At 72.6% G+C, this 20,807-nt stretch carries 17 protein-coding genes and 1 pseudogene; 10 read left to right on the forward strand and 8 right to left on the reverse strand.

The window, feature by feature from the left end; genetic code table 11:
• Positions 1-11: 11 nt before the first annotated feature.
• Both DDJ31_RS31865 and DDJ31_RS31870 read left to right on the forward strand, forming a co-directional pair.
• Positions 12-1,031: a TIGR03842 family LLM class F420-dependent oxidoreductase gene (locus DDJ31_RS31865; RefSeq protein WP_127176951.1), complete on the forward strand. Its 1,020-nt coding sequence runs from the start codon at positions 12-14 to the stop codon at positions 1,029-1,031.
• Positions 1,032-1,162: 131 nt separating this feature from the next.
• Positions 1,163-2,698, forward strand: a complete 1,536-nt coding sequence (locus DDJ31_RS31870; RefSeq protein ID WP_127176950.1) for an NCS1 family nucleobase:cation symporter-1 — start codon at positions 1,163-1,165, stop codon at positions 2,696-2,698.
• Positions 2,699-2,875: 177 nt separating this feature from the next.
• Here DDJ31_RS31870 and DDJ31_RS31875 read toward each other — a convergent pair whose 3' ends face one another.
• Positions 2,876-3,562: a hypothetical protein gene (locus tag DDJ31_RS31875; RefSeq protein WP_127176949.1), complete on the reverse strand. Its 687-nt coding sequence runs from the start codon at positions 3,560-3,562 to the stop codon at positions 2,876-2,878.
• Between the two features lie 344 nt (positions 3,563-3,906).
• Between DDJ31_RS31875 and DDJ31_RS31880 the strand changes: the two genes are divergently transcribed.
• The 4 genes from DDJ31_RS31880 (at position 3,907) to DDJ31_RS31895 (ending at position 8,851) form a co-directional block, all read left to right on the forward strand.
• Positions 3,907-5,730, forward strand: a complete 1,824-nt coding sequence (locus DDJ31_RS31880) for a gamma-glutamyltransferase family protein (RefSeq protein ID WP_127176948.1) — start codon at positions 3,907-3,909, stop codon at positions 5,728-5,730.
• A gap of 167 nt (positions 5,731-5,897) precedes the next feature.
• The gene (locus DDJ31_RS31885) at positions 5,898-6,743 is read left to right on the forward strand and encodes an inositol monophosphatase family protein (protein ID WP_127176947.1); all 846 of its coding nucleotides are present in this window, start codon (positions 5,898-5,900) and stop codon (positions 6,741-6,743) included.
• Positions 6,744-6,932: 189 nt separating this feature from the next.
• Positions 6,933-8,342 (forward strand): phytoene desaturase family protein, encoded by a 1,410-nt coding sequence (locus DDJ31_RS31890; protein WP_127176946.1) that lies wholly within the window; start codon positions 6,933-6,935, stop codon positions 8,340-8,342.
• A complete protein-coding gene (locus tag DDJ31_RS31895; protein WP_127176945.1) occupies positions 8,339-8,851 on the forward strand; it encodes an O-acetyl-ADP-ribose deacetylase in 513 nt (170 codons plus the stop codon). Before DDJ31_RS31890 ends, DDJ31_RS31895 begins: the two co-directional genes overlap by 4 nt.
• 139 nt (positions 8,852-8,990) lie before the next feature.
• On the opposite strand, the gene DDJ31_RS31900 is transcribed toward DDJ31_RS31895, so the two are convergent.
• The 4 genes from DDJ31_RS31900 to DDJ31_RS31915 all read right to left on the reverse strand — a co-directional run bounded on the left by DDJ31_RS31900 (position 8,991) and on the right by DDJ31_RS31915 (position 14,384).
• On the reverse strand, positions 8,991-10,031 hold the full coding sequence (locus DDJ31_RS31900) for a LacI family DNA-binding transcriptional regulator (protein WP_127176944.1): 1,041 nt from the start codon (positions 10,029-10,031) through the stop codon (positions 8,991-8,993).
• Between the two features lie 2 nt (positions 10,032-10,033).
• Positions 10,034-11,335, reverse strand: coding sequence for a glycoside hydrolase family 27 protein (locus tag DDJ31_RS31905; RefSeq protein ID WP_240677993.1), 1,302 nt, complete (start codon positions 11,333-11,335; stop codon positions 10,034-10,036).
• Positions 11,336-11,517: 182 nt separating this feature from the next.
• The gene (locus DDJ31_RS31910) at positions 11,518-13,086 is read right to left on the reverse strand and encodes an alpha-N-arabinofuranosidase (RefSeq protein WP_240677992.1); all 1,569 of its coding nucleotides are present in this window, start codon (positions 13,084-13,086) and stop codon (positions 11,518-11,520) included.
• Positions 13,087-13,748: 662 nt separating this feature from the next.
• Positions 13,749-14,384: a TetR/AcrR family transcriptional regulator gene (locus DDJ31_RS31915; protein WP_127176942.1), complete on the reverse strand. Its 636-nt coding sequence runs from the start codon at positions 14,382-14,384 to the stop codon at positions 13,749-13,751.
• Between the two features lie 149 nt (positions 14,385-14,533).
• Between DDJ31_RS31915 and DDJ31_RS31920 the strand changes: the two genes are divergently transcribed.
• Positions 14,534-15,292, forward strand: coding sequence for an SDR family NAD(P)-dependent oxidoreductase (locus tag DDJ31_RS31920; protein WP_127176941.1), 759 nt, complete (start codon positions 14,534-14,536; stop codon positions 15,290-15,292).
• A gap of 45 nt (positions 15,293-15,337) precedes the next feature.
• On the opposite strand, the gene DDJ31_RS31925 is transcribed toward DDJ31_RS31920, so the two are convergent.
• The 3 genes and pseudogenes from DDJ31_RS31925 to DDJ31_RS31935 form a co-directional block, all read right to left on the reverse strand.
• A complete protein-coding gene (locus DDJ31_RS31925) occupies positions 15,338-15,481 on the reverse strand; it encodes a hypothetical protein (RefSeq protein WP_164784856.1) in 144 nt (47 codons plus the stop codon).
• 362 nt (positions 15,482-15,843) lie between these two features.
• Positions 15,844-16,293: a M48 family metalloprotease gene (locus DDJ31_RS39480; protein WP_367396725.1), complete on the reverse strand. Its 450-nt coding sequence runs from the start codon at positions 16,291-16,293 to the stop codon at positions 15,844-15,846.
• A gap of 875 nt (positions 16,294-17,168) precedes the next feature.
• Positions 17,169-17,622, reverse strand: a pseudogene (locus tag DDJ31_RS31935) (BlaI/MecI/CopY family transcriptional regulator).
• Between the two features lie 219 nt (positions 17,623-17,841).
• Between DDJ31_RS31935 and DDJ31_RS31940 the strand changes: the two are divergent.
• The 3 genes from DDJ31_RS31940 (at position 17,842) to DDJ31_RS31950 (ending at position 20,803) form a co-directional block, all read left to right on the forward strand.
• Positions 17,842-18,366: a DUF7144 family membrane protein gene (locus tag DDJ31_RS31940; RefSeq protein ID WP_127176940.1), complete on the forward strand. Its 525-nt coding sequence runs from the start codon at positions 17,842-17,844 to the stop codon at positions 18,364-18,366.
• Positions 18,367-18,685: 319 nt separating this feature from the next.
• Entirely contained in the window at positions 18,686-20,308 is a 1,623-nt protein-coding gene (locus DDJ31_RS31945; protein WP_164784855.1) for an AlkA N-terminal domain-containing protein, read from the forward strand.
• Positions 20,309-20,317: 9 nt separating this feature from the next.
• Positions 20,318-20,803, forward strand: a complete 486-nt coding sequence (locus DDJ31_RS31950; protein ID WP_127176939.1) for a methylated-DNA--[protein]-cysteine S-methyltransferase — start codon at positions 20,318-20,320, stop codon at positions 20,801-20,803.
• Positions 20,804-20,807 lie beyond the last annotated feature (4 nt).

Genomic DNA, 20,807 nt, shown 5'->3' on the forward strand with positions numbered 1-20,807 from the left:
GAGCGGCGCCCATGGACTTCGGACTCGTCCTACAGACCGACCCGCCGGCCACCAAGGTCGTCGACCTGATGCAGCGGGCCGAGCGCAACGGCTTCACCCACGGCTGGACCTTCGACTCCGCCGTGCTGTGGCAGGAACCGTTCGTGATCTACAGTCAGATCCTGGCGAACACCACGACGTTGACCGTCGGCCCCATGGTCACCAACCCGGGCACCCGCACCTGGGAGGTCACCGCCTCCACCTTCGCCACCCTCAACGACATGTTCGGCAACCGCACGGTGTGCGGTATCGGCCGCGGCGACTCCGCGATGCGCGTCGCCGGCCGCACCCCCAACACCCTCGCCCGGATCAGCGCCGCCATGAAGGTCATCCGCGCCCTCGGCCGCGGCGAGGAGGCCGACCTCGGCGGCACGGTGATCAAGTTCCCCTGGGTCAGGCCCGGCGCCGAACTCCCCGTCTGGATGGCCGCGTACGGCCCGAAGGCGCTGAAGATGACCGGCGAGGAGGCCGACGGGTTCATCCTCCAACTCGCCGACCTCTACCTCACCGAGTACATGGTGAAGGCGGTCAAGGACGCCGCCGTCGCCGCCGGACGCGACCCGTCCGAGGTGAAGATCTGCGTCGCCGCCCCCGCCTACGTCACCGAGGACGACTCGCCCGAGGCGCTCGCCCACGCCCGCGAACAGTGCCGCTGGTTCGGCGGGATGGTCGGCAACCACGTCGCCGACCTCGTCTCCAAGTACGGCGAGCACTCCGCGCAGGTCCCCGAGGAACTCACCGACTACATCAAGTCCCGTGAGGGGTACGACTACTCCCACCACGGACGTACCGGCAACCCCGACACCCAGTTCGTCCCCGACGAGATCGTCGACCGGTTCTGCCTCATCGGACCGGTCGAGAAGCACATCGAGAAGCTCCAGGCGCTCCAGGCCCTCGGCGTCGACCAGTTCGCCCTCTACGACATGCACGACGCCCAGGAGACCGTCATCGACGCGTACGGCGCGCAGGTGATCCCGGCCCTGGGCGGCTGAACCCCCCCACACCCCTCGTTGGTCTCCCCCTTCCCGCAGGCCGGGAAGGGGGCCAGGGCGCACCCCACGCGCGCACCCCCCGCTCGCCCGCACGGCCTCTCCCGTCCCACCTCATCCCGATTGGCCTGCCCATGACCGACACCGCACCCTCGGCCATACCGCCGACCGCTCACGTCACCCTCGCCGACGGCCGCGTGGAGATCGCGCCGGGGACCCCGCTGCCCACCGGACCGTACGCCAACGAGGACCTGCTCCCCGTCCCCGTCGAGAAGCGCACCTGGACCACGTACAACTTCTCCGCGCTCTGGGTCGGCATGGCCCACAACACCGCCTCCTGGACCCTCGCCTCCGGACTCATCGCCGTCGGCATGGACTGGAAGCAGGCGGTGCTCACCATCGCCCTCGCCAACCTGATCGTGCTCGTGCCGATGCTCCTCACCGGGCACGCGGGACCCAAGTACGGCATCCCCTTCCCGGTCTTCGCCCGCGCCTCCTTCGGTGTGCGCGGCGCCAACCTGCCCGCCGTCGTACGGGCGTTGGTGGCGTGCGGCTGGTTCGGCATCCAGACCTGGATCGGCGGCGAGGCCATCTACTTCCTGGCCGGCAAACTGATCGGGTCAGGCTGGAGCGACGCCGGGGAGATCGGCGGCCACGCCTGGACGATGTGGCTGTCGTTCGCGCTGTTCTGGGCGCTCCAGATCGCCATCATCTACCGGGGCATGGAGACGATCCGCCGCTTCGAGAACTGGGCCGCGCCCTTCGTGCTGGTCGGCGCGTTCGTGATGCTGTGGTGGATGAGCACCAAGGCGGGCGGCTTCGGCCCGCTGTTCGACCAGCCGTCCAAGCTGGGCTGGGGCGCCGACTTCTGGAAGCTGTTCTGGCCCTCCCTGATGGGCATGATCGGCTTCTGGTCCACCCTGTCGCTGAACATCCCCGACTTCACCCGCTACGGCCGCAGCCAGAAGGCGCAGACCCTCGGGCAGGCCCTCGGACTCCCCACCACCATGACGCTGTTCGCGTTCCTGTCCGTGCTGGTCACCTCCGGCTCGCAGGCCGTCTACGGAGAACCGGTCTGGGACCCGGTCCAGTTGGCCGCGAAGACCGACAACGTGGTCGGTCTCCTCTTCGCGCTCGTCACCGTCCTGGTCGCCACGCTGTCCGTGAACATCGCGGCCAACCTGGTCTCCCCGGCCTTCGACTTCTCCAACATCGCGCCCCGGAAGATCAGTTTCCGCACCGGCGCGCTCGTCACCTGTGTGCTGGCCGTGCTGATCTTTCCGTGGAAGCTCTACTCCGACCCGCAGGGCTACATCTTCACCTGGCTCGGCCTGGTCGGCGGGCTGCTCGGCACCGTCGCCGGCATCCTCATCGCCGACTACTGGATCCTGCGCCGGGGCAAGCTCGACCTCGTCGACCTGTACCGGGCCGGCGGCCGCTACTGGTACGACGGCGGCTGGAACTGGCGGGCCGTCGCCGCCTTCGTCACCGGCGGTGTCCTGGCCGTCGGCGGCGCCGACTTCAAGCCGCTGATCGACGGCCGGCCCATCCCGGCACTCGAACCGCTCGCCTCCTACGGCTGGGCGGTGGGCCTCGGCACCTCGATGGTCCTCTACCTGGCGCTGATGCTGCTGCGCGGCCGAAGAGAAGAGGCACCGGACACCGTCTGAGATCCGTCACGGCCGGACGGCCGGACTGCCGGACCGTTCGGACTGCCGGACCGCCGAACGGCGGGGCGGCAGTCCGGCACACGGGCGGCGGAGGCGGTGGCGTGGCTCACCGACGGCGAGGCGGCGGCGGTGGGGCGGGGCGGGCGGACCGGGGGTTGAGGCGTCGGGAAAGAGCGCTCAGCCGCTCTCGGTCTTGCCGCCGCTCCGCAGCGCGGCCACCGCCTCCTTCGCCGCCTTGATGGCGCCCTTGTTGATCTCGTCCGTGCTCGGCGCCTTCTTCGACTCGAAGTCGCTGCCGTTGTAGGTGACGACCACCAGCGCGTTGGAGACCCGGATCACCACGACACCCTCGCGGGTCTCCTGCTTGTCGTCGGTGGTGAGGTTCACCACCGAGTAGCCCGCGTCACCGACCCCGGGGACCTGACCGCCGCCGCTCTTGTCCTCGATCCGGGACGTGTACGACTTCTCCGCCGCCTCGTCCGAGGCCATCAGCTCGTACGACACGTCGAGCCAGCGGTAGTCGTATCCCTTGAGCGCGTTCCAGGAGCAGGTGCGCCGCACCTGCTCGTCCGTCGACCGTATCTCCTTCCCGGCCGACTTGGTGCCCGGCACCAGCGTCGTGATCGTCTTCGCGGCCAGGCTGCCGCACGGGCTCGGCGCGGAGCTGAACGACTTCGCGGCCGGCGCGGGCGCCGACTCCGAGGGCGCGGCGGCCGACTGGCTGCCGGTGTCACGGGCGTCGTCGCGCTCGGCGGCAGGAGCGGGGGCCAGCGGCCCGGACGACATGGCCCAGCCCACCGCGGCCAGCACGACGACCGGTGACAGCCGTGCCGTCAGAGCGAGCGGCAGAGGAAAATCGCGCACGGCACACTTTTCGGTGGGGGACGGTGTGCGGAGAGGGCCCGCACGGCGGACGGGACGACAGTTTCACACGACTCCCGGTGTGCGGAAGCGGAAAGCCGCTCCGTGCGAGCACGGTCACACCCCGCCCCGGCCACCACGCGCGCGTACCCGCGTCCTGAGGGCCGTACGCGGCCACGCGCGCGTGCGTCTCGAACGCCCAACGCCGAAAGCCCAACGCCCAACGCCGAAAGCTGCCACGCGCGCGTGCGTCTCGGAAACCGGGCACGGGCACGCGCGCGTGCGGGCGATCGTTAGCCTGCTGGACGATCACGTGAACCGGAGCACGCCGACCCGCGAGGTGACAGATGCAGTTCACCACCCGACCCACGCTCCAAGGCACCTTCGGCATGGTGTCCTCCACCCACTGGCTCGCCTCCCAGTCGGCGATGGCCGTCCTGGAGAACGGCGGCAACGCCTACGACGCCGCCGTCGCGGGCGCGTTCGTCCTGCACGTCGTCGAACCCCACCTCAACGGCCCGGCAGGCGAGGTGCCCGTCCTGCTGGCCCCCGCGGGCGGCGAGGCGCGCGTGCTGTGCGGCCAGGGCGTCGCCCCGGCCGGCGCCACCGTCGCCCACTACAAGAGCCTCGGCCTCGACCTGGTCCCCGGCACCGGACCGCTCGCGGCGGCCGTCCCCGGCGCCTTCGACGCCTGGATGCTGCTGCTGCGCGACCACGGCACCCAACCCCTCGCCGACGTCCTCTCCTACGCCATCGGCTACGCCGAACACGGCCACGCGCCCGTGGAGAAGGTCGGCGCCACCGTGGAGAGCGTCCGCTCCCTCTTCGAGAAGGAGTGGACGTCGTCCGCCGACGTCTACCTCCGCGACGGCCATGCCCCGCGCCCCGGCGAACTCCTGCGCAACCCCGCCCTCGCCGCCACCTGGCGCAGACTGCTCGCCGAGGTCGCCGGCGCCGGGGACCGGGAGGCCCAGATCGAGGCCGCCCGCGAGGTCTGGCGCACCGGCTTCATCGCCGAGGCCCTGGTACGGCAGGCCGCCCGCCCCACCCTCGACACCAGCGGCGAACGCCACACCGGCACCCTCACCGCGGCCGACCTGGCCGGCTGGTCCGCCGGCTACGAGGCCCCCGTCAGCTATGACTGGAACGGTTGGACGGTGTGCAAGGCGGGCCCCTGGAGCCAGGGCCCCGCCCTCCTTCAGCAACTCGCGCTGCTGCCGCCCGAACTGCCCGCCCACGGCTCGGCCGACTACGTCCACCTGCTCGTCGAGGGCTGCAAGCTCGCCATGGCCGACCGCGAGGCCTGGTACGGCGACGCGGCCGACGTCCCCCTCGACGACCTGCTGTCGGCGCCCTACAACGCCGCCAGGCGCGCGCTCGTCGAGGCGACGGCGTCCCGTGAACTGCGACCGGGCAGCCCCGGCGGACGCACCCCGCGGCTCGCCGCGCACGCGCGCGTGGTCACCTCCGACCCTCCCGGCTTCGACCCGATGGGGGCCGGGGAGCCCACCGTCGCGGAGTTCGGCGGCCGGCCCGGTGCCGACGCCGTCGGCGCGGACGGCGCCACCCCTGGCGACACCTGCCACCTCGACGTCGTCGACCGCTGGGGCAACATGATCGCGGCCACCCCCAGCGGCGGCTGGCTCCAGTCCAACCCCGTCGTGCCCGAGCTGGGCTTCCCGCTCGGCACCCGGCTCCAGATGGCCTGGCTGGAGGAGGGACTGCCCAACTCCCTTACCCCGGGCCGCCGTCCCCGCACCACCCTCACCCCGTCCCTCGTGCTGTGCGACGGCGTGCCCGTGCTCGCCTTCGGTACCCCCGGCGGCGACCAGCAGGACCAGTGGCAGTTGCACTTCCTGCTCGCCGTCGCGCTGCGCGGCCAGGTCAGGGGCGGCCTCGACCTCCAGGGCGCAATCGACGCCCCGAACTGGCACAACGACGGTTTCCCCAGCTCGTTCTATCCGCGCGGCATGCGGCCCGGCAGCGTCACGGTGGAGGCGCGGATCGGCGCGGACGTCGTCGAGGGACTGCGGCGCAGGGGGCACGACGTCACGGTGGGAGACCCGTGGTCGGAGGGGCGGCTGTGCGCGGTGGCGCGGGACCCGCGCACCGGAGTGCTGTCGGCGGCGGCCAACGCGCGCGGGATGCAGGGGTATGCGGTGGGACGCTGACCCTCGACGCCCAATCCGCCCCATGGTGTCCTGTTAGTGCCGAATGTCGAGCATGTGTCGATCGCTTCGACTGCCCGACTGCCTGGCCGCCCCGGTGTTCATCCCGATTCCACCGGGAGTACACCGGGTCGGTGGGGATTGTCAGTGGGGCATGTTCTCATGGAGGCATGATCGGATACACGGAAACCATCGAAGAGTTTCTCGCACAGCACTCGGCCGACGTGGAGAAGGCGATCCGGGAGGCCGCCGCCACGGAGATCATGCCGCGCTTCCGCACCCTCGCCGCGCACGAGGTCGACCAGAAGACAGGCCCGCACGACCTGGTGACGGACGCCGACCGGCTCGCCGAGCGGTACCTCACCGAGGTGCTCGGCGAGCTGCTGCCCGGCTCCGTCGTCGTCGGCGAGGAGGCGGTCCACGCCGACCCGGCGGTCTACGAGGCGATACAGGGCGCCACCCCCGTCTGGATCGTCGACCCGGTCGACGGCACCCGCCAGTTCGTGGGCGGCGACACCGGCTTCTGCACCCTCGTCGCCCTCGCCCGCCACGGCGAACTGCTCGCCTCCTGGACCTACGCCCCCGCCCGCGACCAACTCGCCACCGCCGTCCGGGGCCAGGGCGCCTTCCTCGACGGCGAGCGGCTGCGTGCCGGCATCCCCGACACCGGCCGTGACCTGCGCGTCGCCACCTCCCACCCGGACTACACGACCGACGCGCAGAAGCGAATCCTGCACACCCTCTCCGTCGACGGCGTCGCACCCCGGCCGTGCGGCTCGGCCGGACTGGAGTATCTGGCAGTCGCCCGGGGCGAGTTGGACGCCACGGCGTTCTCCTGGGAAGCCGCCTGGGACCACGCGGCCGGGCTCCTGCTCGTCGAGGAGGCGGGCGGCACCCAGCTCACCGTCACCGGCGAACCGTTCCGGATCACCGGCGGCAACGCCCTGCCGTTCACCGCGGCCCGCGACAGGGCGACCGCCCACCGGGTCCGGGACCTGCTGGCGAGCGCCGGCTGACCCCGTACCGGCGACCGGGTCGGTGCGGACCCGGACGCCCGCCCGCGACCGGGGCCCGACCGGTGCCGGTCGGGCCGGCCCCGGCGCACCGGGGGTCCGGTCCCACCCGCTTCGGCCCGCTGTCGGTGCCCCGGCCTATCCTGATCTCCCTGGCCATCGGCTGACGTGAGGAGTCCGAAGGTGCCGTCGATGCTGGATGCGGTCGTGGTGGGAGCGGGGCCGAACGGACTGACGGCCGCCGTGGAGCTGGCCCGGCGCGGCTTCTCCGTGGCCGTCTTCGAGGCCCGGGACACCGTGGGCGGGGGAGCCCGCACCGAGGAACTCACCCTGCCCGGCTTCCGCCACGACCCCTGCTCCGCCGCCCACCCCCTCGGGATCAACTCCCCGGCGTTCCGCGCCCTGCCCCTGGAGCGGTACGGCCTGGAGTGGCTGCACGCCGACCTGCCCATGGCGCACCCCTTCACCGACGGCACCGCGGCCGTGCTCTCCCGCTCGGTCGGCGAGACCGCCGCCTCCCTCGGCCCCCGGGACGCGGGCACGTACCGCAGGCTCGTCGCGCCCTTCCTGCACAGGTGGGACACGCTCGTCCAGGACTTCATGGCGCTGCCGCTCACCGCGCTGCCCCGCGACCCGGTGACGCTGGCCCGCTTCGGCCTGACCGGGCTGCCGCCCTCCACGGTGCTGAGCCGCCGGTTCCGGGACGAGCGCGCCCGGACGCTGTTCGCCGGACTCGTCGGCCATGTCATGGCTCCGCTCTCCGGGTTCGCGACCGGCGCGATCGGCCTGGTCTTCGCGCTCGCCGCGCACGCCCGGGGCTGGCCGGTGGCGCGCGGCGGCTCGCAGGCCATCTCCGACGCGCTCGCCGCGCATCTCGCCGACCTCGGCGGCGCCATCCACACCGACTACGAGGTCAAACGCCTCGACGACCTGCCGCCCGCCCGCGCGTACGTCTTCGACACCTCGCCGACCGCGCTGGCCCGCATCGCCGGCTTCGGCCGCGCCTACCAGGGCTACCGCTACGGCCCCGGCGTCTTCAAGGTCGACTACGCGCTCGACGGCCCGGTGCCCTGGACCGCGCAGGCGGCACGCTCGGCCGGCACCGTCCAGATCGGCGCCGACAGCCACGAGATCGGCACCGCCCTGCACGACGTCTCCCGCGCCGGGCGCGCGCCCCGACGGCCCTTCATGATCACGGTGCAGCCCAGTGTCGTCGACCCGAGCCGCGCACCCGAGGGCAAGCACGTGTTCTGGGCGTACGCGCACGTGCCCAGCGGCTGGACCGGCGACCTCACGGACACCATGGAACGCCAACTGGAGCGCTTCGCACCGGGGTTCCGCGACCGGATCCTGGCCCGCGCGACGGCGGGACCGCCGGAACTCGCCGCCCGCAACGCCAACTACGTCGGCGGCGACATCGGCACCGGCGCGTTCACCGGCCTCCAGACCCTGCTGCGCCCCCGGCTCTCGCTGTTCCCGTACAACACCCCGCACCCGGCGGTCTTCCTCTGCTCGTCGGCGACCCCGCCAGGGCCCGGGGTGCACGGGATGTCAGGACACAACGCGGCGAAAGCCGTCTGGAGGAGGCTGCGCACCCCATGACGACAACCCTCACCCTCGTCCAGGGCGACATCACCCGGCAGAGCGCCGACGCGATCGTCAACGCGGCCAACTCCTCCCTCCTCGGCGGCGGCGGTGTCGACGGCGCCATCCACCGCAGGGGCGGCCCCGAGATCCTCGCCGCCTGCCGGGCCCTGCGCGCCTCCCACTACGGCAAGGGCCTGGCCACCGGGCAGGCGGTGGCGACGACGGCGGGCGCGCTCGACGCCCGCTGGGTGATCCACACCGTGGGTCCCGTCTGGAGCGCCACCGAGGACCGCTCCGCCCTGCTGTCCTCCTGCTACCGGGAGTCCCTGCGGATCGCCGACGAACTCGGCGCCCGCACGGTGGCGTTTCCCGCGATCTCGACCGGCGTGTACGGCTGGCCCATGGACGACGGCGCCCGTATCGCGCTCGACACGGTCCGCACGGCGCGGACAGCCGTGCGGGAGGTCAGATTCGTCCTCTTCGACGACGCCGCCCACCGGGTCTTCGAGGCGGCGATGGGCTGAAGTGCCTGTTTGCCAGAGCTAGTTCGCCTCACAGTCGACGTCCCGTCCGCCAGGGGTAGTTCGCCTTGCGGCCGACGTCCCGCTCGCCAGGGGTAGTTCGCCTTGTGGGCGACGTTTGGTTGGCCAGGGGCAGCTCGCCTCACGGCCGACGTTCCGCCCGCGACCCGGTCGGGCCCGTCGCCGTCGACTCGCGTGCCACCACCCGGTACGGGCTCACGAACTCCTCGCGCTCAAGGGGCTGTTCGGGACAGTCGATGCGGGCGGCCAGGAGGTCGACCGCGCGGGCGGCCATCAGATCGTGGTCGGGGTCGATCGTGGAGAGCGACGGGACGAGATAGGCGCTCTCCTCCACGTCGTCGAAGCCGATCACCTTGACGTCGTCCGGCACCCGCGCCCCGGCGTCCGCCAGCCCCCGCAGGACACCCATCGCCACCGTGTCCGTCACACAGAACACCCCGTCGACGCCCGGATCGTCCGAGGCCAGCGCGCGGGCGGCCCGCGCCCCCGCCGCCATGGTGAGCCGGTCCACCGTGCGCACCAGGTCGGGATCGACCGGGAGCCCCGCCTCCTCCAGGGCCTGCGCGTAGCCGGTGCGGCGCAGCCCCGAGACGTCGGTCTCCCCGGTCCGCGGGCCGCAGACCAGTGCGATCCGACGGCAGCCACGGTCGATGAGATGGCGGGTCGCCGCACGCGCGCCGTCGACGTTGGGCATGGCGACGTGGTCGACGGGACCGCCGAAGATCCGTTCGCCCAGGATGACCAGCGGGTGGTCCACCTTGAGCCGGTCGACGTCGGCGGGCCCCAGGCCCACCGTGCTGAGGATCAGCCCGTCGTAGAGGCGGTTGCGGGACAGCGACAGCGCCTCCAGCTCGTTCTCCCGCACCGCGCCGGTCTGTTCGACGGCCACCCGCAGTCCGTGCCGGGCCGCCGCAGCGATGATCGCGGCGGCGAGCCGGCCGTAGTACGGGCGGTCGATCTCCGGCACGGCGAGTCCGATCGTGCCGGTGCGGCCCTTGCGGAGGTTGCGGGCGGCGACGTTCACCCGGTAGTCGAGCCGGGTCATCGCCGCCATGACCCGTTCCTTGGTGGCGGGCCGCACGTTCGGGTGGCCGTTGATGACGTTCGACACCGTCATCGCCGACACCCCCGCCGCCCTGGCCACGTCCTGGATGGTCGTCACGCTCACTCCCGCCGCTCGTCCTCCCCCAGACGGTAGAGGGCGGCGCCGTGGGCGGGCAGTTCGACGGTGAGCCTGCGGCCGTCGTGCGGGGTGTCGAGGCGGGTCCACAGCTCGCGGACCCGGTCCCCGGGGCGGGCGCCGACCGCACCGAGCGGTACGTCGATCCGGCACGCCTCGTCGGCCAGCGAGAACACGGCCGCGTAGCGGACACCGCCCGCCGGGTCCTCGGCCGTCCACAGGACGAGGTTCCCCTCGCGCAGCACCTCGCGGCCGCCCGTGCTGTGCCACAGCACCGCGAGCGCTTCCTCGTTGGTGAGCAGCTCGATCGTCTCCGGCGGACTGGTCGGCAGGTCGCCGCCCATCATCAGCGGCGAGCGGGAGATCAGCCACAGCGTCAGCAGACTGATCTGCTCGGCCCGGGTCAGCGCGCTCGTCCGGTCCTCGCCGCGCTCGGCGCGGATCCCGATGCGTCCGAGCGGCAGCATGTCCGCGTCCGCCCAGCCGCCCCCGCCCTGCCAGGGCGCCCACCGCGCCATCCGCGCGAACTGCGCCTCCACGTCCTCCCACCGGTCCCACAGGTCGTCGCAGACCCGCCACATGGTCGCGTTCTCCCTCAGATGCCCGAGGTGGGCCACCGAGACGTCGGTACCGGGGGAGAGGCTCAGCTCGATCGGGCGCCCGCAGCGCTCGATGGCCCGCGCGTAGGCGGCGATCTCCCGCTCGTGGTACGGGAACAGCATGTCGTCGGCCTTCACGAAGTCGACGCCCCACGCGGCGAACTGGGCCACCTGGGAGTCGTAGTACGCCTGCGCGCCCGGATGGTCGTGGTCCAGGCCGTAGTTGTCGGAGTTCCACAGGCAGACGGAACCGGTGTCCGCGACCTCGTCGGCGGTGAACTCCGTTCCCAGCACAGGCAGTCGGGCGGCCACGGCGCGACGCGGGATGCCCCGCATGATGTGCAGCCCGAACCGCAGGCCCAGTCGGTGCACCCGGTCTGCGAGCGGCCCGAAACCGGCACTGCCCGCCGACGACGGAAAGCGTCCGGGCGCGGGCAGTTGACGTCCATGGGCGTCGAGGACCAGCGGGGCGTCCGGGTTGTAGCCGTGCGGACGGGCGGTCGGCTCGTACCACTGGATGTCCACGACGACGGTGTCCCAGCCGTAGGGCAGCAGCCGCCGCCCGAGGAACTCCGCGTTGGCGAGGACCTCTTCCTCGGTGACGGTGGTGCCGTAGCAGTCCCAGCTGTTCCAGCCCATCGGCGGACGCGCGGCGCGGTCGGGGAGCGGTCGGACGGGTCGGTTCATCGGCGGGACTCCCGAGCGGGTGAGGGTGGGGGTGCGGACGACGAAGGGGCGAGGGGGACGACAGGGGCCGAGGGATGTGAGAAGGGTGACGACAGGGGCGAGGGATGTGAGAGGGGTGACGACAGGAGGGCGAGGGATGCGAGGAGGGCGACGGGGCCGGGGCCGGTGCGGAGGCGTCGTCCTCAGTGCTCGACGGCCGTCAACGGGGCGCGGACGGTAAGGAACGCGTGCGGAGGCAGCGTCAGCGTCAGACCGCCGTCGACGGACCGCACGCCCTCGAACGCCCGTGGCGCGACCGTCGCGGCCGCCTCCGGGGTGTTGTGATCCTGGAGCCGCCCGGCCGTCAGCAGCCGGGCCTCGGGAGCGCCGACCGTGCCGCCGCGCAGATCGAGCCGCACCTCGACGGGCCGCTCCGCGTCCAGGTTGGTCAGCGAGACCAGGAGCGAGCCGTCCTTGACGCTGGCGGAGGCCGACACCGTCTCCAACTCGGCCTCACCGACCGCCCGTCGGGCCAAGGGCGCGCGCAGGTGCACGGCGAGCGAGGTGGCGTCCTGGTGGCCCTTGTTCATCTCGAACACGTGGTAGGTCGGCGTCCGCACCAGCGCGTCACCGTCGGTGAGCAGCATCGCCTGGAGGACGTTGACCGTCTGCGCGATGTTCGCCATCCGCAGCCGGGCGGCGTGCTTGTGGAAGATGTCGAAGTGCGTGCTCGCCACCAACGCGTCGCGCAGGGTGTTCTGTTGGAAGAGGAACCCGGGGTTGGTGCCCGGCTCGACGTCCCACCAGGTGCCCCACTCGTCGAGCACCAGGCCGACCGTACGGCCCCGGTCGTAGACGTCCATGACGGCGGAGTGCCCTGCGATGACCCGGTCGACGCCGCGCGCCGACAGCATCGTCCGGTAGTAGTCGTCGGTGTCGAAGACGGTGGCGCTGCCCTTCGCCTCCCACGGGCCGGACAGCGTGTAGTGGTGGACGGAGAGCGCCTGGAAGAAGTTCTTCGGGGTCGCCTCGCAGCCGAAGCAACTGATCTGCTGCATCAGGGTCTCGGTCCACTTGTAGTCGTCGTCCGAGGCACCCGACGCGATCCGGTACAGCGTGTTGTCGCCGTGGTCGCGGCAGTACGTCGCGTACTGCCGCGCCAGGTCCGCCGAGTACTCGGCGCGCATGTTGCCGCCGCACCCCCAGGTCTCGTTGCCGATGCCCCAGAACGGCACCCGCCAGGGCTCGTTGCGTCCGTTGGCCTTGCGCAGCCGCACCATCGGGCTGTCGCCGTCCCGGGTCAGGTACTCGACCCACTCGCTCATCTCGCGCACCGTGCCGCTGCCCACGTTGCCGCTGATGTACGGTTCCGCGCACAGGAGTTCGCACAGCGCCATGAACTCGTGGGTGCCGAAGTGGTTGTTCTCCTCGACGTTCCCCCAGTGCGTGTTGACCATCCGGGGCCGCTCCTCGCGCGGCCCGACCCCGTCCCGCCAGTGGTATTCGTCGGCGAAACAGCCGCCGGGCCAGCGGAGGTTGGGGATGTCGAGGGCGCGCAGCGCCTCGACGACGTCGAGGCGGATGCCGCCCTCGTTCGGGATCGGGGAGTCCTCACCGACCCAGAAGCCGCCGTAGACGCAGCGACCGAGGTGCTCGGCGAAGTGACCGTACAGATGACGGTTGATCGTCGGCCCCTCCAGGTCCAGGTTGATGACGGCCGTGGCGGTGACGGCGGGGCCGACGGTGGTGGCAGCGGTGGTGGCTCCGGACACGGATGCGTTCCCCTCTGGCCGACCGGGAGACCGGCCTGCCTGGGTTCGTGGGTTCCTGAGAGATCCTTTGTATCGATAAAAAACTGACATGGAGGCTCTCGCCGCGTCAAGGGATGTGCGGGGAGGTGGGGACGGAAGTGGGGTTGGGAGGAGCCACTTGAGCCCTGAGCTTCTGGTGCCGAAACAGGGGAGTTGCTGGCGGGACTGGATGTAGGACCGCATGAGCCCAGCGATCGGTTCTGGCAGCGGGACGGGGGGTCTCCCAGGCGGACGGCGACGGTGGCCCCCGTCGTCGAGGACGTCGTCGACCGTGAGGCGGACGATGCGGGTGACGGGTGACGGGTGACGGGTGACGGGTGACGGGTTGCGCGCAAGCCGTGGAGTCCGTGGCGGTGCGGCACCGACGGGAACTCCAACCGGCTGCTTCGGCAGTACCTCCCCAAGGGTGCGACCTCCGCACCTTCAGCCGGGCCGACTTGGACGCCGTACCCACGGACTCGACCACCGCCCGCGCGGGGCCCACGGCTATCGCCCTCCGGCGGAGGTCTGTGCCGAGCTTCTGAACAGCGGTGCTGCGCTGGCGGGTTGAGGTGGCCATCGTCTGACCGCAGGCGTCGCGGATCTCGGGCGTTCGCGCGGCTGCGTCCAAGTTCCGCTTGAGGTCAGGTCTGCGGGCCGGTGGCGTATCTGGCGAGCATGGTCTGGACGGCCTGTTCGACGGCGTTGTGGATGTCGGAGGCCGTGGGGTTCCAGTCGGTCAGCAGCATGCGAGGCCACAGGACGTAGTTGGCGATCATGCCGAGGAACTGGTTCGCGGCGCTCACCGCGTCCGGGACATCGGCGTTGCCCGCCTCGTGCTCGGCTTCCAAGTAGTGCTGGACGGAGGCGAAGTAGGGCAGCTTGCCGAGCTGGAACTGCATCCGTCCCAGTTCGGGGAATCGGGGCAGTTCGGCGATGACGATCCGGAACAGGCGTGACATGCCGGGCCGGCCGATCAGGTCGGCGTAGCGGTGGCCTATGGCTGACAGCCCGGAGCGCAGATCTCCCGCCTGTGGCCGCGCGGCGGTATCGCCGGCGTCGCGCTGCCAGGACTCGGTGACGATGGCCTCGAAGAGAGCCGCCTTGGTGGGGAACTGCTTGAACAGGGTGGACTTCGAGACCCCGGCCGCTTCGGCGATCCGCGCGAGCGAGGTGCCGTCGTAGCCGCGGTCCAGGAACAGTTCCGTGGCCGCGGAGGTGATCGCCTCGCGCTTCTGCTGGGCGAGTCTGCGGTGGTGCGCGGTGAGTTCTGCTGCCATGCGGAAAGTATGCCGCAGTCCCGAGGCGAGTCACTTGACTCGCCTCGGGAACCCCGCTTACGGTGCGACAACAAGGCGAGTCGAGTGACTCGCCTCTTATCTGTGGCACCCGGGCGCGTCCCGGGGTGGTCGCACGGTGGAGGACGTACATGACAATCGACAAGACCGCTCTGGTGACCGGTGCGAATCGCGGCCTCGGGCGCAGCGCGGCCGTCGCCCTGGCCGGCCGCGGGATGCGGGTCGTGGTCACCCACCGCGGCGACGCGGCCGGGGCCGAGGAGACGGCGGAACAGGTGCGGGCCGTGGGTGGGACCGCCGCCGTTCTCCGGCTCGACATCAGCGACGTCCCCTCCTTCGCGTCCTTCGCCTCCGCACTGGGCGCGCGGCTGGAACGCTGGGGTGCTCCGCGGCTCGACATCCTGGTCAACAACGCGGGAGTGGGGGTCTTCGGGCCACTGGAGGCTGTCACGATCGACGACTTCGACACGGTGATGGGCACCAACGTCCGGGGCACGTTCTTCCTCATCCAGTCGCTGGCGCCGCTGCTGGCCCAGGGTGGCCATGTCATCAACGTCTCGACGTCACTGACCCGCCACACCAGCCCCGCCACCTCGGTCTACTCCGCGTCGAAGGCCGCCGTCGAAGCGTTGAGCCGCACTCTCGCCGCGGAACTCGGACCTCGCGGCATCCGGGTCAACTCCGTCGCCCCGGGGCCGACCGCCACCGACTTCAACGGCGGAGCGATGCGGGACGACGCCGGAATGCGCGAGGTTCTGGCCGGACAGACCGCGCTCGGCAGAGTCGGCGAACCCGAGGAGATCGGCGACGCCATCGCCACGCTGGCCTCCGAGGGGATGCGCTGGGTCACCGCCCAGCGCATCGAGGTCTCCGGCGGCGCCCTCCTGTGACACCGGACGACGGCCGGCAGGGAGGCAGGCGGTGACGGTCCCGCGTCACCCCGGGCCGACCGAATCGTCTTCGTCTTCGTCGTCGTCCACCCACGGGTCCACGCTGTCGCGCCGCGCGGCCACGTGGTCGACCACCGACCAAAGGGCGCCGAGCGGATCGTCGGGGGAAAACCGGTCGATGCGGCGCACGGCGCACCTTCTGGAGCGCGAGGCTTAGAGGGTGATGCATGGTCGTTCTCAGCGCGAACCGCTGTACCGGGGTTCCCCGAGGCCGTGCTCGCCCTGGGCGATCTCGATGCCGGTGTGCAGGTCCGCCGCCGCGTCCAGGGTCGCCGCCGTCGACAGGGCCACGGAGGCGTGCAGGAGGCAGGCGAGGACGCGGGGGAGCGGGCCGCGTGGGACGCGGGTCCGCGCGGGGGCGGTCAGCAGCGCGGCGACCCGGCGCGGGACCGGACCCGCCGTCGCCCCGAGCGCGAAGCGCGGGCGCGGACCGGGGCCCGCCGGACTCGCGGAGCGGGCGGCGAGTGCGGCCCGGCCGACGGCGCGGGCGGTCAGGGCGCGGTCACCGGTGGCCCGCGCCGCGGACTCGTCGGCCCAGCGCTCCAGCGCGTACGAGAGCGGCCCCCCCGCAGGGCTCGCAGGGCGGGGTGCAGGGCCGCGGCCGATTCGGCGCAGACGGCGAAGAGATGGTGCCGTCCGGCGAGATGGGCACGCTCGTGGGCGAACAGCACCTCGCGCTCCCGCGCGTCGAGGGCCCGCAGCATCCCGGTGGTCACGACGACGCGGCCCGGCCGTCCGGGAAGGGCGTAGGCGTCGGGGCGGTCGTCCTGGCGCACGTACAGATCACCGGCGTGCGGGACGTCCGCGAACTCCCTTCGCGCAGCGCGCAGTTCACGCAGTTGACGGTGGATCTCGCGGGGGAGCAGGACGCAGAGCGCCGTCAGCGCGACGACGGCCGTCGCGGCGGCCGGGACCGTGACGGGCGAAGCGTCGCCGAGCAGCGCCGGGGAGAGGTGCGCGCGTCGCGACGAACGGCAGGCGCAGCGCGCCCGCGAGCGCCAGCAGGGCCAGCGCCGCCGTGCTGGAGACGGCGAGCACCGCCGACAGCACCGTCAGGGCCCAGGCCACGACCCGGGGCGGCAACTGCTCGGCGCCGCGCCGCGCGAGGGGGGCCGGCCAGGAACGGCACGAGGAGCGGGAGCCAGACGGCATAGATCACGGGGTCCTCCGGGCGGGGTGGGGCGCCTGGGCGGTGGAGAGGGACGGGTGGGGTGCCGGGGGCGGCTGCACTCGGGGGCGTCGAGGGCGTCGAGGGCGTCGGGGGAGCGGACGGGTCGGGGGAGGCGGTTGTGCCGTAAGTGACGGAGGGGGCTGGCGGGGTGGAAGTGCTGGGGGGTGTCTGAAGCGGTGACTGCGCCGGAAGTGCCGGGGGAGTCGGAAATGGTGACTGCGCCGGAAGTGCCGCCGGACGCCGGGGAAGGTGGCTGCGCCGCGCTGCCGCGACTGCCGCCGGGCGTCGAGGACCGGGCTGCGCCGAGGAGTCGGACGTCGCCTGGGGTTGTCGCTGCGCCGGGAGTGCTGCCGGGCGTCGGGGAGCTGGCTGTGCCGGGAGCGACGCACGAGTCGAGGTGGTGGCTGCGCCGGAAGCGCCGGGGACGTCGGAACTCATGGCAGCACCGCGACTACCACCGAGCGTCGGAACGCCGACCCTGCGGGTGGAGCCCAAGCTCGCCCGAGGCCGTAGCCGAGCGCGAGCCCAAGCCCGAGCCCAAACCCAACCCGAGCCCGTGCCCAAACCCAAGCCCGTGCTCGACCCCGACCCCGACCCCGAGCCCCCAACCCGATAACCTCCGCCCCGCCCCTCACTCCCCGCCCCTCAACCCCGGTCCCCGTCCCCGCCCCTCACCCCCGGTCCCCGCCCCTCACCCCGGTCACCGCCCCCGCCCCTCCCCGGCCCGCCCTCCAAGAGGTCGCGGAGGGTTTCCTCGTCCGTTGGGCTCAGGTTGGAGACGAAGCGGGCCAGGGCCGTACCGCGGTCGTCGTCCTTGTCGAGTTCGGCGTGCATACGGCGGGCCGTCAGGCCGGGGGAGTCCTGCGCCGGGGCGTAGGCGTAGCCGCGTCCCGAGCGGGCGCGGGTGACCACGCCCCTGCCGTGCAGCCGGGTGAGGATCGTCGTCACGGAGGCCGGTGCCGAGTTCCCGTTGGACGGCTCCGGGGGTGAGCGGCGCGCCCGCCGCCCACAGCGCGGCCAGCACGCTCGCCTCCAGCCCGCCCGCCGGACGCCGGTCCGCGCGCCCGTCGGCCGGCCCGTCGTCCTGCCCCTCGGGCATGGAAACTCTCCTCGCCTCTCCTTCGCCCGCACGACAGCAGACGGTCTACCTGAATGTAGACGAACGGCGCGGGCAGCAGCCCGCGCCGTCCGCTCCCCGTACGCGAGGGGCCCGCACGGCGACGTCACCTGTTCGGCGCAACCGGACTGGCGGTGCGGGGCCGCCGGGCGAAAGCTCGGAGGCAGCCGACAGCGGGGGCCGCAGAAGGGATCACCGCTCATGAGCCAGCACCCAGCAGAGCCGTCGGGCATACCGTCGGGAACGCCGCAGGGCGGCCCGCAGGACACCTGGTCAGGCGGTGCCTCACCGCGCTCGGGGCAGCCCCCTGAGCCTCCGCAGCACGCCCGCCACGGTGGCAGCGGCTGGGTGACCGGCGGTGTCGTCTTCGCCGGCGTGCTGATGCTGTGCAGCGGCATCCTCGCCGTGCTCCAGGGCATCGCCGCGATCTCCTCCGACGACGTGTACGGCCGCGTCGGAACCTATGTCTACGAGCTGAACCTCACCGGCTGGGGCTGGATCCACGTGATCCTCGGCGCCCTGGTCGCCATCACCGGCCTCGGCGTGCTCAAGGGCGCGACCTGGGCACGGTTCCTCGGGATCTTCCTGGTCTCGCTCAGCCTGATCGCGCAGTTCCTGTTCCTGCCGTACCTGCCGGTCTGGTCCGTCGTCATGATGGCGATCGACGTCTTCGTCATCTGGGCGCTCGCCTCCCAGCAGGAGTCGGTCAGCCGCAGGGCTGTCTGAGCCGGGACCGCCGCCGGCCGGCGGGCCGAGGCCATCCCGCGCGGTCGCCCCACCGCGGGCGACCGCGACCACGTACCCGGAGCCCCCTGGGGCCGGACCCGAGCGGTCCCGGTGCCAGGGGGCTCCGGGCGGGCCCAGGGCACGTCACCGGAGCCAGAGGGCTCTGGGCAGGCCCAGGGCACGTCACCGGAGCCAGAGGGCTCTGGGCAGGCCCAGGGCACGCCACCGGCCCCAGGGGGCTCCGGGCAGGCCCAGGGCACGTCACCTCGATGTCGGATTCCCGCCAGCCCGGACCCGGCGGATCGTCGATGCTTGACGCATGCAGAACGGGATGCACACCGACACCGAGCGCTGCGTGCGCGCCGTCAGGTCCAAGGACGCCCGCTTCGACGGCTGGTTCTTCACGGCGGTCCTGACCACCCGCATCTACTGCCGCCCCAGCTGCCCCGTCGTGCCGCCCAAGCCCGAGAACATGACGTTCCTGCCGAGCGCGGCGGCCTGCCAGCAGGCCGGGTTCCGGGCCTGCAAGCGCTGCCGCCCCGACACCAGCCCCGGCTCCCCCGAGTGGAACCAGCGCGCCGACCTGGTCGCCAGGGCGATGCGGCTGATCGCAGACGGTGTCGTGGACCGCGAGGGCGTCCCGGGGCTCGCCGCCCGCCTCGGGTACAGCACCCGGCAGACCGAGCGGCAACTCCTGGCCGAGCTGGGCGCGGGGCCTCTCGCGCTCGCCCGCGCCCAGCGCGCGCAGACCGCGCGGGTGCTGATCGAGACGACCCCGCTCCCGATGGCCGACGTCGCCTTCGCGGCCGGTTTCACCTCGATCCGCACCTTCAACGACACCGTCCGCGAGGTCTACGCCCTCACCCCCAGCGAGCTGCGCACCCGTGCCACGAAGACGGCGAGCAGCCCCCCGCCGCCGGCCTTCGCCGCCCAGGCGGCCGGGGGAAGCTCGGATACCCCCGGCATCCCCGGTATCCCCAGTACCCCCTGTATCGCAGGTACCGCAGGTATCCCCGGTACCGCAGGTACGGGCACAGGCACACGCACCGGCGCCCCCGGCACGCTCACCCTCCGGCTCCCCTTCCGCGCCCCGCTCAACCCCGACAACCTCTTCGGGCACCTCGTGGCCACGGCGGTGCCCGGGGTGGAGGAGTGGCGGGCCGGTGCCTACCGGCGCACGCTCCGCCTCCCCTACGGGCACGGCATCGTGGCGCTCACCCCCCGCCCCGACCACATCGCCTGCCGGCTCACCCTCAGCGACCTGCGGGACCTCACCGTGGCCATCAGCCGCTGCCGCCGGATGCTGGACCTGGACGCCGATCCGGTCGCCATCGACGGCCAGTTGCGCACCGATCCGGTCCTCGCGCCCCTCGTCGACAAGGCGCCGGGACGCCGGGTGCCGCGCACGGTGGACGAGGAGGAGTTCGCGCTGCGGGCGGTCCTCGGCCAGCAGGTCTCCATCGCCGCCGCCCGCACCCACGCGGGCCGCCTGGTCACCGCGCACGGCGACCCGGTCGACGACCCCGAGGGCGGCCTCACCCACCTCTTCCCGAGCGCCGGGGCACTGGCGGAACTCGACCCCGACTCCCTCGCGATGCCCCGCACCCGCCGCACCACGTTCACCACCCTCGTCAGCCGACTGGTCGACGGCGGAATCCACTTGGGCCCCGACAGTGACTGGGCCGAGACCCGGGCCCGGCTCCTCGCCCTGCCCGGCTTCGGCCCCTGGACGGTCGACGTCATCGCGATGCGCGCCCTCGGCGACCCCGACGCCTTCCTCCCCACCGACCTCGGGGTCCGCCGCGCCGCGGCCGAACTGGGCCTGCCCGCCACCCCGGCCGCGCTCACCGGCCGGGCGGCGGCCTGGCGACCGTGGCGGGCGTACGCCGTCCAGTACCTGTGGGCGACCGACACCCACCCGATCAACTTCCTTCCGGCATAGGGAGCCACGATGACCAGGCAGCACACGACGATGGACAGCCCGTACGGCGCCCTGACCCTCGTCGCCGACGACGGCGTCCTGTGCGGCGTCTACATGACGGAGCAGCGCCACCGGCCACCCGAGGAGAGTTTCGGCCCGCGCGACGACGCGCCCTTCGGCGAGACGCGCGAGCAGCTCGGGGCTTACTTCGCGGGCGAGTTGAAGGAGTTCACGGTCCAACTGAGGCTGCACGGAACGCCGTTCCAGCGCACGGTCTGGGAACAGCTCCTCGCCATCCCCTACGGCGAGACCTGCTCCTACGGCCAACTCGCCGACGCCCTCGGCAATCCGCTTGCCTCGCGCGCGGTCGGCCTCGCCAACGGCAGGAACCCGGTCAGCATCATCGTCCCCTGCCACCGGGTCGTCGGAGCGGGCGGCGGACTGACCGGCTACGGCGGCGGCCTGAGCCGCAAGCAGCGGCTCCTGGACTTCGAGAGCGGATCGGCGCTCTTCTGACCGT

It is taken from the genome of Streptomyces griseoviridis, from assembly GCF_005222485.1.
GTDB classification, from domain to species: domain Bacteria; phylum Actinomycetota; class Actinomycetes; order Streptomycetales; family Streptomycetaceae; genus Streptomyces; species Streptomyces hintoniae.

Coding starts and splice junctions, on each gene's coding strand:
- DDJ31_RS31865 (WP_127176951.1), top strand. CDS start 12: ATGGACTTCGGACTCGTCCTACAGACCGACCCGCCGGCCACCAAGGTC.
- DDJ31_RS31870 (WP_127176950.1), top strand. CDS start 1,163: ATGACCGACACCGCACCCTCGGCCATACCGCCGACCGCTCACGTCACC.
- DDJ31_RS31880 (WP_127176948.1), top strand. CDS start 3,907: ATGCAGTTCACCACCCGACCCACGCTCCAAGGCACCTTCGGCATGGTG.
- DDJ31_RS31885 (WP_127176947.1), top strand. CDS start 5,898: ATGATCGGATACACGGAAACCATCGAAGAGTTTCTCGCACAGCACTCG.
- DDJ31_RS31890 (WP_127176946.1), top strand. CDS start 6,933: ATGCTGGATGCGGTCGTGGTGGGAGCGGGGCCGAACGGACTGACGGCC.
- DDJ31_RS31895 (WP_127176945.1), top strand. CDS start 8,339: ATGACGACAACCCTCACCCTCGTCCAGGGCGACATCACCCGGCAGAGC.
- DDJ31_RS31905 (WP_240677993.1), bottom strand. CDS start 11,335: ATGAACCGACCCGTCCGACCGCTCCCCGACCGCGCCGCGCGTCCGCCG.
- DDJ31_RS31915 (WP_127176942.1), bottom strand. CDS start 14,384: ATGGCAGCAGAACTCACCGCGCACCACCGCAGACTCGCCCAGCAGAAG.
- DDJ31_RS31920 (WP_127176941.1), top strand. CDS start 14,534: ATGACAATCGACAAGACCGCTCTGGTGACCGGTGCGAATCGCGGCCTC.
- DDJ31_RS31940 (WP_127176940.1), top strand. CDS start 17,842: ATGAGCCAGCACCCAGCAGAGCCGTCGGGCATACCGTCGGGAACGCCG.
- DDJ31_RS31945 (WP_164784855.1), top strand. CDS start 18,686: ATGCAGAACGGGATGCACACCGACACCGAGCGCTGCGTGCGCGCCGTC.
- DDJ31_RS31950 (WP_127176939.1), top strand. CDS start 20,318: ATGACCAGGCAGCACACGACGATGGACAGCCCGTACGGCGCCCTGACC.